Genomic DNA, 11,900 nt, shown 5'->3' with positions numbered 1-11,900 from the left:
TGATTGCTATGACTGCTCATGATTCCAAGTTTGTCGGTGAAGGTTTAACCTACGATGACGTTTTACTCGTACCGGCTTTTTCTGAAGTGCTTCCAAGAGAGGTAAGTATTGCTTCAAAATTCACAAAAAACTTAACGATTAATGTTCCAATTGTGTCCGCTGCGATGGATACAGTTACGGAAAGTAGAATGGCAATTGCGATGGCACGTGAAGGCGGTATTGGAGTACTACATAAGAATATGACAATCGAGGAGCAGGCAATTAAAGTACGTCGTGTTAAACGTGCGGAAAGCGGAATGATCATTGATCCCGTAACGCTTCCTATGAATTCGAAGGTGAAGGATGCCAAAAGCAATATGAAGGAACATAGTATTGGTGGAATTCCAATTGTAGACCAAGAAGGCTTTTTAAAAGGAATTGTTACCAATCGTGATCTTCGTTTCGAGAAAAATGATGAGCGGCCCATTATTGAAGTGATGACTAGTGAAAATCTCGTCACTACAAGTGAAGGTACTTCATTACAACAAGCTGAAGTTATTTTACAAGAAAATAAGATTGAAAAACTTCCAGTAGTAGATAATGACAATAAACTTATTGGACTTATTACTTTTCGAGACATTACAAAACTTACTCAAAAACCAATGGCCAATAAAGATAAATATGGCCGTTTATTGGTTGCTGCTGCAGTTGGTGTCACTGGAGATGCAGTCGATAGAGTAGAAGCACTTGTAAATGCAGGTGTAGACGCAGTAGTTATCGATACAGCTCATGGCCATACGAAAGGTGTGGTAATGGTGCTTAAAGAGGTTAAAAGTAAATTCCCGGAATTGCAGGTTGTTGTTGGTAATATTGCTACTGGTGAAGCTGCAAAGTATTTAGTCGAGAATGGTGCAGATGCTGTGAAAGTCGGAATTGGTCCTGGTTCTATTTGTACAACACGAGTTGTTGCCGGTGTTGGATTTCCCCAGTTTTCGGCAGTATTGGAAGTTGCAGCTGCTATAAAAGGTTCGGGAGTACCAGTTATTGCTGATGGTGGAATTCGTTATACGGGTGATATCCCTAAAGCTATTGCTGCTGGTGCTGATTGTGTAATGTTAGGTTCTTTATTGGCAGGGACGAAAGAATCACCAGGGGAGACCATAATATATGAGGGGCGTAAATTCAAATCGTATCGGGGAATGGGATCTGTAGAAGCAATGAAACAAGGTAGTAAAGATCGATATTTCCAAGATGTGGAGGACGATATAAAGAAATTGGTTCCTGAAGGAATTGTTGGTCGTGTTCCTTACAAAGGAGAACTTTTTGAAAGCATTCACCAGTTTATTGGCGGTTTACGCGCAGGAATGGGGTATTGCGGATCTAAGGATATAGAAACCTTAAAGGAAACCGGTAAGTTCGTGAAAATTACTGCAAGTGGAATTCACGAAAGCCATCCACATGATGTTACGATTACCAAAGAGGCGCCAAATTATTCTAGATAAATATGAGGATCAAGAGCAAAGACTTGTTACTCTTTGTCAAATGAATGATCTTCTCGACTATTTTTCCATCTAAAAAATCGTCTCGTATCCTGATTCTATAAGCGAAGTGGTCCAACTTCTGCTTTGTAGTTGCCTAAAGTTGCCGTACTTTTAAATTTCAATTAAAATAGAATATGGCTTCAAAGAAGAAAGGTTTAAATACTATCTGCACGCATGTGGGTGAGGTGCCTGATAATCAATTTAAAGGCGCTGTTTCACCTATTTATATGTCATCATCGTATGCATATACCGATGTCGATGTAAAACGATATCCACGATATTTCAATACGCCAAATCAAGAATATCTTTGTAAAAAGATAGCTGCACTAGAGCATACTGAAAGTGCGTTGATTTTCGGATCAGGAATGGCCGCTGTAAGCACTACTTTATTTGCGTTTCTTTCAAAAGGAGATCATGTGGTATTGCAAAAGACTTTATACGGTGGTACTTTTAATCTTACCAAAGAAGAATTTGCGAAACACGGAATTGAATACACCATTGCAGACGGTTGGGATATTAGCAGCTTAAAGAAGGCTATTAAGAAGAATACGAAAGTAATGTATGTAGAAACACCTTCGAATCCGTTATTAACAATAACAGATTTAAATGCTGTTTCTAAGCTATGTAAAAAAGAAGGAATCATTTCGATGATCGATAACACTTTTGCGTCACCCATTAATCAAAACCCAGCTGATTTTGGAATTGATATCATCATACATAGTGGTACGAAGTATATGGGCGGTCATAGTGATATTTGTGCTGGTGCTGTTGCAGCTTCAGTTGAGCATATTCATAAAATATGGAATGTTGCAAAAAACCTGGGTGGCAGTCTCGCCGATTTTATGGTATGGATGCTCGAGCGAAGTATGAAGACTATGGCGATTCGGGTACAAGCACAGAATAAGAATGCGATTAAATTGGCTAAGTTTTTAAATAAACACAAGGCAATTGAAAAAGTATATTATCCTGGATTAAAAACCCACGAAGATCACAAACTTGCTAAAAAACAAATGAGTGGTTATGGCGGAATGTTGTCTTTTGAATTGAAAAAAGGCATAGATGCTCAGAAATTCGAAAAGAACTTAAGGCTTATTAAGTCATCGATGAGTTTAGCTGGGGTTGAATCAACAATGTTGTCTCCAGCCCAAACTTCACACTCTCTTTTATCTAAAAAAGACAGAAAGAAACAAGGTATTAGTGATGGACTGATTCGTTTTTCGGTTGGTATTGAAGATGTGAAAGATATTATAGAAGACATTGAACAAGCAATCAATAAATTATAAGCCTCAATTTATAGGAGTATGAAGTTAGATATTTTGGCATTTGGAGCACATCCTGACGATGTTGAGTTGGGCGCGGGTGCTACGGTTGCAAAAGAAATTGCGAATGGCAAGAAAGTCGGTATTGTCGACTTAACAAGAGGTGAACTAGGTACAAGAGGTACTCCAGAAATACGTGATCAAGAAGCAGAGGCAGCGGCAAAAATACTCGGAGTTGCAGTAAGAGAAAACCTTGAAATGTCGGATGGATTCTTTAAGAATGATAGAGAACATCAGCTAGAGATTATAAAAATGATCCGAAAGTACCAACCCGAAATTGTTTTATGCAATGCAATAGATGATCGTCATATTGATCATGGAAAGGGGAGTAGGTTAGTGAGTGATGCTTGTTTTTTATCAGGTTTGATTAAAATTGATACCAAACTTACTGGAGATGATCAATGGCAGGAGGCTTGGCGACCTAAATTGGTTTATCATTATATTCAATGGAAAAATATTGAACCGGATTTTGTAGTTGATGTTAGTGGATTTATTCAGTATAAAATTGATGCTGTGATGGCTTACACTTCTCAATTTTATGATCCAAAAAGCGACCAGCCACAAACACCTATAAGCAGTAAGAATTTTTCTGATAGCATTGATTATCGAGCAAGAGATCTAGGAAGACTTATAGGTGTAGCGCATGCGGAGGGCTTTACAGTAGAGCGTTTTTTGGCGGTAGATTCTCTTTACGATTTAAAATAATTTTTTGCATTATTTCTTTTGCAGTAGGATTGAAATATATTAAATTTGCACCCGCTTGAAAAAGCAACTTTTATGGTGGTTGTAGCTCAGTTGGTTAGAGCGCTGGTTTGTGGTACCAGAAGTCGCGGGTTCGAATCCCGTCTTCCACCCTTTGACGAAAAATCTTCCTATATCAAGGAAGATTTTTTTGTTTTAGATCGTATTGACCTAAATTAAAAATGCCAGATGAATTTCTTGATTCATCTGGCATTTTAGTTTTGTTTTTAAGCTACCTACTCAGCTGAAGCTTCAGCTTTATCGGCTATAATTCTCTTATCCCTGTTAGCAACTTCCCAAGCCGTGTGGAAAACTAACTGTGCTCTTTTTGCCATTAATTCATATTCAATTTTATCTGGCGTATCAGATGGCTGATGATAGTCATCATGCGTTCCATTAAAATAGAAGATGATAGGCACATTGTGCTTTGCAAAGTTGTAGTGATCAGACCTGTAATAAAAACGATTCGGATCATTTTCATCATTATAAGTATAGTCTAATTCTAAATTGGTGTACTTGGTATTTACCGCTTCCGACAACTCGTGTAGCTCAGTACTAAGCTTATCAGATCCAATTAAATAAATATAATCTGCACGACCTTCTTTACGCTTAGGATCCGTGCGCCCAATCATATCAATGTTAAGGTCTGCAACCGTTTGCGACATTGGAAATATTGGATTGTTAGAATAATATTCCGATCCTAATAATCCCTTTTCTTCACCAGTAACATGTAAGAATACCATACTGCGTTTTGGTCCATTTCCGTCTTTTTCAGCTTGCTTAAATGCTTGAGCTATTTCCAGAATAGAAACCGTTCCAGAACCATCATCATCAGCCCCGTTATATATTTTACCATCTTTAATACCTTCATGGTCTAAATGAGCAGATATCACCACATATTCATCAGGAGTTTCACTTCCTTTGATATAAGCAACCACATTTTCTGAATCCACTTTTTGAGAAGAAGAATTAAAGGTAATACTAAATGATTTTGTTATTTCTTTTGATTTCTCATAAGTATCTATACCGTCAAAAAATGCATTTGCCAATGATTTATTTATGAATAGGTAGAAAAAATCATCTTTTTTATCAGCTAATCTCATAGAACCACCACCACTAGCAGCGCGTTTTTTCATCATGTCATACTGACCTTTTAGTAAAGGAATATTAGAACCATCATAAAACAAGATACCAGCCGCTCCCTTATCTTTAGCCGCTTCAATTTTTGAACCAAATGCTTGACGCAGATTTGACCACTTAGATGTTTCACTTGAGCCACTTATTTTAAAAGTACCATCAGCGTTTTTAGGCTCACCGGCTTTAATTAAAACAACTTTTCCTTTAATATTGAGATCAGTATAATCAGAATACTTTTCATCTTCAATCCCATAGCCCGCATAAACTAAATCGGTAAAATTAGTTGTGCCACTTTTTCCAGCAGCGTAAGTAATTGCTGCTTCGCCAATTTTGTAATCTCTTTTATCAATTGCTATAGAACCTTCTGGTACCCCTGTTCTTTCAAGAGGAACAGGTTGGAAATAGTTTCCATCGCCATTTGCTGCAGGAATTCCCATTTTGACATAGGCATCTTTTAGATAAGCTATGGCTTTCTTTTGGCCAGGAGCGCCCGTTTCTCTTCCTTCAAACTCATCTGAAGCATAGGTGTACAAATGATCGCTCAATTCGCCTGAGGTTATTGTAGCTGCATAAGTAACAGGATCTGCAACCGTTTTTTTAGCAGTGGCCTGAGTGCCTGCTTGATGATTGGTTTTGCATCCTAAAAACGATAGCAATGCAACAAATAGTATTTTTTTCATTTTTGATTTAAAATTAAATGGTGCGCTAAGATATTGAAAAAAGCTAGTATAGAATTAGTTAATAAAATGTGAATATTTGTATTACTAAAGTAAAGGTGTAATTAAGCTTAAATAATACTACCTTAAGACTCAATATTGTGAAATTAGCGGCAGAGTGTATAAGTAAAGAATAAGGGAAAAACACCCTACTTTTTTTCTTAAATTGAATTTCAACGGTATTATAGACGGCTAGGCACAAAAAGTAGCTTAAGCTTTAAGGTATGTTGATATTTGCCGCAAATAACTAAGAACAAATTCCAATTGGATAAAAATATGAGTGCCCCATTCAAGGAAAAACTTAAGGACGCAAAAGTGCTAGTAACGGGAGGAGCTGGATTTATAGGGTCTAACTTATGTGAAGTGCTTTTAACAAACAAGGCCAAAGTTGTTTGCTTAGATAATTTTGCCACAGGTAAGCAATCAAATATTGAACATCTGTTGAGTAGTCCAAACTTTTCATTTATTGAAGGTGATATTAGAAACCTATCTGACTGTCAAAAAGCAGTAGCTGATGTTGATTATGTCTTGCATCAAGCTGCGCTAGGTTCGGTGCCAAGATCATTAAATGATCCTATTACAAGTAATGATGTTAATGTTTCAGGCTTTCTAAATATGCTGGTGGCTTCAAGAGATGCAGGGATAAAACGGTTTGTTTATGCCGCCAGTTCATCTACTTATGGAGATTCGAAAAATCTTCCCAAGGTCGAGGACAAAATAGGAAAACCATTATCTCCTTATGCTATTACTAAATATGTAAATGAGCTTTATGCTGATATATTCAATAAAGCATATGGCTTAGATACAATAGGATTAAGATATTTCAATGTTTTCGGTAGAAAGCAAGATCCTAATGGTGCATATGCGGCAGTAATCCCAAAATTTGTAATGCAGTTCATGAAATATGAATCACCAGTAATTAATGGTGACGGATCTTATTCTCGAGATTTTACGTATATCGATAATGTGATTCAAATGAATATTAGGGCTATGTTATCTGATAATAAAGATGCTGTAAATCAGGTTTATAATGTGGCTTATGGTGAGCGCACTGATCTTAATGAGTTAGTTGGTTTGTTAAAAGAATACTTATCAGAATTTGATTCTAAAATAAAAGATGTAGATGTGAAGTACGGACCTAACAGGAAAGGTGATGTTCCACATTCATTGGCGTCAGTTGACAAGGCTAATTCACTTTTAGGATATGCACCAGAATTTGATATTAAAACTGGTTTAAAAGAAGCTGTTAGTTGGTATTGGGAAAATCTTTAAAAGGAAGAGAATTCGTTAGGGTTTTTGACTTTGAAGTTGTTATAAATAAAAACTGAAAACTTTGAGTAAAATAAAAATAGGAGTAATCGGCTTAGGTTATGTGGGATTGCCACTAGCACGACTTTTTGCCACTAAATATGCCGTAGTTGGGTTTGATATTAATCGTGCCCGAGTAGATGAATTAAATAAAGGAATAGATAGTACCCTGGAAGTCGACAACGAAGTCCTGAAGTCAGCTTTGGTTCCTTCCGCTCAAATGGAAAAAGGTTTATACTGTTCGTCTGATGTTATGGATATCGCTGATTGTAATTACTACGTAGTTACTGTTCCTACACCAGTCGATAGTACGAATAGGCCAATTCTAATTCCACTTTATAAATCAAGTGAGACCGTAGGTAAGGTTCTTAAGAAAGGCGATATTGTTATTTATGAGTCGACAGTATACCCCGGCGTAACTGAAGATGAATGTATTCCTGTACTTGAGCAAGAAAGTGGATTAAAGTACAATAAAGATTTTTTTGCAGGATATTCACCAGAACGTATTAATCCAGGAGATAAAGAGCACACAGTTGAAAAGATACTGAAAGTAACTTCGGGGTCAACTCCCGAAATAGGTAAGAGGGTCGATGAATTATATAAGTCTGTAATTACCGCGGGAACACATTTAGCTCCGTCAATAAAAGTTGCTGAAGCAGCCAAGGTTATTGAGAATTCTCAAAGAGACATTAATATTGCTTTTGTTAACGAACTTGCAAAGATTTTTAACTTAATGGATATTGATACTCATGACGTATTAGAAGCCGCAGGTACCAAATGGAATTTTTTACCATTTAAACCGGTTTGGTGGGTGGACATTGCATAGGTGTTGATCCGTATTATTTGGCACAGCGCGCACAGCAATATGGTTATCATCCTGAAATTATTCTTGCAGGAAGGCGATTGAATGATGGTATGGGGCAATATGTAGCCTCAGAAGTTATAAAACTAATGCTTCAAAACGATGTTAAAGTCAAGGGAGCGAATATTCTTGTTTTAGGAATCACTTTTAAAGAAAATTGTCCGGATGTTCGAAATACAAAAGCGGTCGATGTTATTTCGGGACTTCAAAGTTATGGGACTAACGTTACCGTATACGATCCCTGGGCTAAGCCGAGTGAGGTGAAGCATGAGTATAAAATGGAAACAACAAAAGAACTTCCTAAAGCTAAATTCGACGCTGTTGTACTTACTGTAGCTCACAGAGAATTTTTTGAGCTCGAGTTGGCTACATTACTAAAGAATCCTGGAGTTATTTACGATGTAAAGGGGGTGCTTCAAGAAAATGTAACCGCAAGGTTATAATCTATTAACTTTTTCCAACTACTTAATAAGTGAGTCAACTTAAAAAAGGAGCCGTTTTAAATTACACCACTATTTTTTTAATTAATGTAGGAGGGTTATTACTCACACCATTTATACTTAGTCGTCTTGGTCAGGAGGAATATGGTATTTATATTACTATCGGTGCACTTGTTGGAACAATTTCATTGTTTGATTTTGGACTAAATAATACAGTAGTTCGTTTTGTGGCGAAATATCGTGCAGAGAAAGATGGAGAAGGAGAGGAAAACTTTTTGGCTGTTGTTATGTGGCTTTACTTAATAATAGCAGGGCTAGTAATAATATCAGGTTTAATATTCTATCAGTTTATCGACAGTTATTTTACCAAGATGGAGCCAGATGAGCTTCATATAGCAAAAATGATGTTCATCATTTTAGTATTGAACTTAGCAGTCAGTCTTCCAGGAAATGCCTTTACAGGTATATGTTATGGGTATGAAGAGTTCGTTTTTCCAAAGGGCCTGAATATTATAAAATACATAACAAGATCATTAAGTGTTGTTGGCTTATTGTTGTTTGGAGGCAAAGCTGTGGCCTTAGTTATTTTGGATACCGTGTTTAATTTTGGAGTAATTGCCATTACGGTATACTTCGTATTTAAAAAACTAAAGGTTCGTATAAAGCTTCATAATTTTTCTAAAAAGTTTGTAAAGGAAATATTTTCCTATTCTACATGGATTTTTGTTTTCGCCATTGTGGGAATATTTCAATGGAAAGCTGGTCATTGGGTTCTTGGAAGAATGAGCGAACCCGGTGTGTTAGCTATCTACGGTATAGGAATAACCTTAGGTACGTATTATGGGGCATTTTCTACCGCAATATCGAGTGTTTTTTTACCCAGAGCAACACAAATGGCTGTCGATAAAGCATCTGGAGAAGAACTTACAGATATGATGATTAAGATCGGAAGGATTTCTTTTATAGTCCTCATGTATGTTTTAGGTGCCTTTTTATTTTACGGAGAACAATTTGTATTTCTTTGGGTTGGCGGGGAACTTGGTGTCGAAGGTAGTTATCAGGCTTGGCTTATTGCCATGATGATAATGCTTGCGTATACTTTGCCTTTAGTTCAGGGCTTTGGAAACTCAATATTGGAAGCTAAAAATAAGTTACGTTTCAAGGCGATTCTATATTTAAGTTTTATGATAGCGGGAACAGCTTTAGGAGCATTTTTAGCATACGATTTCGGAGCAGTCGGAATGATCACGGGCTCTGTTTGTGGTTGGATTATAGTCCAAAATGTAATGAATATCTATTATCACAGAGTTATCACTATTAATATTTTTCGTTTTTTTAAAGAGCTATTGAAAAAAACTGCGTTGGCTATTGGTATTGCTTTTGGAATGGCATACCTTATAAACTTCATACCAGGTTCGGGATGGCTTAATTTTGTTTTGAAAGCGTCAGTTTATTCAGTTATCTTTTTACCTATATCGTATTATGTTGGTATGATTCAGTTCGAAAAGAACTTGATACTAGACTCTTTAGCACCTTTGTCTAAGTTTATAAAATCTCGGAAGAATGCTTAAACTAGATCAAATAGAATTGGTTGAAAACAATACCAGATTTAATTATCGGTATACTACTAAATCTGGTGCTGCGAAATATTTTAAAACTACAAACTTGTTTTATGCGAAATATGATAGAGATATTAGTAGCGTACCTGAAAGCTTAGCGGTTATACCTTTTTTATCGAATGTTATTACAATAGCTTGGTTCGCAGGATTTAATATTTATGTAAATGAAGTTGACGAAGATTTCTATAAGAGTATTCAAGAATTAAGGAATGTTTTCCAGAAATGGTATCCCAATAAAAAATTAAACGGAGAACTAAAGGCTAAAAATCTAGTCAAAAATACGCTAGACAAAAATAATACTGCAATGCTATTTAGCGGAGGGGTTGATGCATTTGCCACATATATCAGAAATTTTGAACAAAAGCCAGACCTTATTACTATACATGGCCCTGATATTGCTATTGAGGATACAAAACAGTGGTTTGACCTGAAGGAGTTTATCCATAATGAAGAGTTACTTTCTCAAAACAGCAAACATACTATTGAATCGAACGTAAGAGATTTTTACACGTACAAAGTAAACTTACTTATAGAAAATTTAGGATGGTGGGGAAAAGTTCAGCATGGTATAGCACTATTAGGTTTAACCGCGCCCTTGTCCTGGGTCAAGGGATATGAATATATTTCAATAGCATCTTCCTATACAAAGGATGTTGATATTAGCTGGGGATCTACACCGGAAACGGATGAAATATTGTCCTGGGCCGGGTTACAGGTACATCATGATGGTTATGAATTAAGAAGACAAGATAAAGTAGACTTAATAGCAGATTTTTCAGAAAGGACCGGAAATAATTTTAAGCTTCGTGTTTGTTATTCAGAACGGCGCGATGGTTTTAATTGTAGCAAATGTGAAAAATGTTACCGAACTATTTTGGGACTCGTTCTTGCGGGACAGGACCCAAACAATTTTGGATTTAATGTAGATGGAGGGTTTTATGAAAAAATGTTTCTAACCATTGGAGAGGGAAGTTCCAGCAAGGGTATGAACTATTTTTGGTGGGAGTTGAAGGAAAAGGCCCAAGACACAAAAGATCCTTTTATATTTGATGATTTAGATACGGAAATAAAGTTTATCAAGTCGATTGCAGAAGGGCAAATAAGTAATAAACTTAAAACTAAATTGGTAGCGAGTAATCAAAAACGAGAAAGGTTGAAATTTATCCTTAGAAATAAGTTGGCGCCCTTGTACGAAACCTACCTTAAATTAAGATATAACAGATAGTTATTATGAAATACGGATTACTTAGTTATGAAGAAAATAGACGTTTTTTTAACGTTGGTGATAATATACAAAGCTTGGCTGCAAAGCAGTTCTTGCCTCAAGTTGATGTGTTCTTGAACCGTGAGAAATTGGCTGATTTTAAAGGCGAAAGGACAAAACTAATTATGAATGGTTGGTTCACCCATAATGTGGATAATTGGGTACCATCAGAAGATATTGATCCAGTCTTTGTGTCGTTTCACATGAACAATACAGCGGCTCCTTTTATGCTAAGCGAAAAAGGTATCAATTACTTAAAAAAGCATCAGCCTATAGGATGTAGAGATCAGTTTACGGCAAATACGTTAAAGGAAAAAGGAATTGACGCTTACTTTTCTGGATGTTTAACTTTAACTCTGGATTCTTATAAAGTTGAAGATTCTCTTAGAGGTGAGCAAATCTATATAGTAGACCCGCTTTATAATTATCCCAGACCTGAAAAAATATTTTATAATGCAAGGCATACTGTTAAGAATGTTCTTAATGGTAAGGCCTTTCAGTTGGGCAAAAGCAAAAGACACCTTAAGAATTTTGTTGATCAATCGGTACTGCAGTCTGCTATATTTATAAAGCAAGAACCGCCTTCAAATCAATATTCCGAAAAGGAAAAGTTTGATATGGCCGAGGATTTACTAAATAAGTATGCAAAGGCTAAGTTGGTTATAACTTCAAGGATACATGTTGCTTTACCCTGTCTTGCACTTGGTACTCCGGTAATTTTTATTAATGGTTTCGATAGTTTTGTCGATTCCTGCCGTTTTGATGGTATTTTAGAACTTTTTAACCGGATAGATGTCAATAGTGATACTGGCGAGTTCAAAGCAAATTTTGATTGGAACGGTAAAATCACTCAGGAAACAATTGTGAAAAATTTGGAAAAACATCATGATTTGGCCGATAACTTGAAGAAAATAGTACGAGAAAAAATAACTATTTAAAAAGACATCTTCTTAAAAAACCAATTCCTTTAAAAC

At 36.2% G+C, this 11,900-nt stretch carries 8 protein-coding genes, 1 tRNA gene and 1 pseudogene; 9 read left to right on the top strand and 1 reads right to left on the bottom strand.

Features of this window, described 5'->3' with window-relative positions; genetic code table 11:
- The first annotated feature begins 8 nt into the window (after nt 1-8).
- From guaB to GWK10_RS00095, 4 genes are all read left to right on the top strand, one after another.
- Complete coding sequence (gene guaB / locus GWK10_RS00110) at nt 9-1,481, top strand: IMP dehydrogenase (RefSeq protein WP_164029529.1); 1,473 nt, start codon at nt 9-11, stop codon at nt 1,479-1,481.
- 173 nt (nt 1,482-1,654) lie between these two features.
- Nucleotides 1,655-2,803 (top strand): trans-sulfuration enzyme family protein, encoded by a 1,149-nt coding sequence (locus GWK10_RS00105; RefSeq protein WP_164028868.1) that lies wholly within the window; start codon nt 1,655-1,657, stop codon nt 2,801-2,803.
- Nucleotides 2,804-2,821: 18 nt separating this feature from the next.
- Nucleotides 2,822-3,544 (top strand): bacillithiol biosynthesis deacetylase BshB1, encoded by a 723-nt coding sequence (gene bshB1, locus GWK10_RS00100; RefSeq protein ID WP_164028867.1) that lies wholly within the window; start codon nt 2,822-2,824, stop codon nt 3,542-3,544.
- A 74-nt stretch (nt 3,545-3,618) separates the two neighbouring features.
- Nucleotides 3,619-3,694: transfer RNA gene (locus GWK10_RS00095), tRNA-His, on the top strand.
- Nucleotides 3,695-3,816: 122 nt separating this feature from the next.
- On the opposite strand, the gene GWK10_RS00090 is transcribed toward GWK10_RS00095, so the two are convergent.
- Nucleotides 3,817-5,397 carry a M28 family metallopeptidase gene (locus GWK10_RS00090; RefSeq protein WP_164028866.1) on the bottom strand — a complete coding sequence of 527 codons (1,581 nt, stop codon included), beginning with the start codon at nt 5,395-5,397 and terminating at the stop codon, nt 3,817-3,819.
- A gap of 312 nt (nt 5,398-5,709) precedes the next feature.
- On the opposite strand from GWK10_RS00090, the gene GWK10_RS00085 reads away from it, so the two are divergent.
- The 5 genes and pseudogenes from GWK10_RS00085 to GWK10_RS00065 all read left to right on the top strand — a co-directional run bounded on the left by GWK10_RS00085 (nt 5,710) and on the right by GWK10_RS00065 (nt 11,864).
- Nucleotides 5,710-6,705, top strand: a complete 996-nt coding sequence (locus tag GWK10_RS00085; protein WP_164028865.1) for an SDR family oxidoreductase — start codon at nt 5,710-5,712, stop codon at nt 6,703-6,705.
- Nucleotides 6,706-6,766: 61 nt separating this feature from the next.
- Nucleotides 6,767-8,046 (top strand): annotated as a pseudogene (locus GWK10_RS00080) (nucleotide sugar dehydrogenase).
- A gap of 29 nt (nt 8,047-8,075) precedes the next feature.
- Complete coding sequence (locus GWK10_RS00075) at nt 8,076-9,614, top strand: lipopolysaccharide biosynthesis protein (RefSeq protein ID WP_164028864.1); 1,539 nt, start codon at nt 8,076-8,078, stop codon at nt 9,612-9,614.
- Nucleotides 9,607-10,887 (top strand): hypothetical protein, encoded by a 1,281-nt coding sequence (locus GWK10_RS18360; protein WP_239540645.1) that lies wholly within the window; start codon nt 9,607-9,609, stop codon nt 10,885-10,887. Before GWK10_RS00075 ends, GWK10_RS18360 begins: the two co-directional genes overlap by 8 nt.
- Before the next feature lie 5 nt (nt 10,888-10,892).
- Nucleotides 10,893-11,864, top strand: coding sequence for a polysaccharide pyruvyl transferase family protein (locus GWK10_RS00065; RefSeq protein ID WP_164028863.1), 972 nt, complete (start codon nt 10,893-10,895; stop codon nt 11,862-11,864).
- Nucleotides 11,865-11,900 lie beyond the last annotated feature (36 nt).

The sequence above is a fragment of the Spongiivirga citrea genome, from assembly GCF_010671565.1.
Lineage (GTDB): Bacteria > Bacteroidota > Bacteroidia > Flavobacteriales > Flavobacteriaceae > Spongiivirga > Spongiivirga citrea.
Note: the sequence above shows the minus strand (reverse complement) of the source record. Positions and strands in the feature narration are given on the sequence as shown.

Coding starts and splice junctions, on each gene's coding strand:
- guaB (WP_164029529.1), top strand. CDS start 9: ATGACTGCTCATGATTCCAAGTTTGTCGGTGAAGGTTTAACCTACGAT.
- GWK10_RS00085 (WP_164028865.1), top strand. CDS start 5,710: ATGAGTGCCCCATTCAAGGAAAAACTTAAGGACGCAAAAGTGCTAGTA.
- GWK10_RS00090 (WP_164028866.1), bottom strand. CDS start 5,397: ATGAAAAAAATACTATTTGTTGCATTGCTATCGTTTTTAGGATGCAAA.
- GWK10_RS18360 (WP_239540645.1), top strand. CDS start 9,607: ATGCTTAAACTAGATCAAATAGAATTGGTTGAAAACAATACCAGATTT.
- GWK10_RS00065 (WP_164028863.1), top strand. CDS start 10,893: ATGAAATACGGATTACTTAGTTATGAAGAAAATAGACGTTTTTTTAAC.
- GWK10_RS00105 (WP_164028868.1), top strand. CDS start 1,655: ATGGCTTCAAAGAAGAAAGGTTTAAATACTATCTGCACGCATGTGGGT.
- bshB1 (WP_164028867.1), top strand. CDS start 2,822: ATGAAGTTAGATATTTTGGCATTTGGAGCACATCCTGACGATGTTGAG.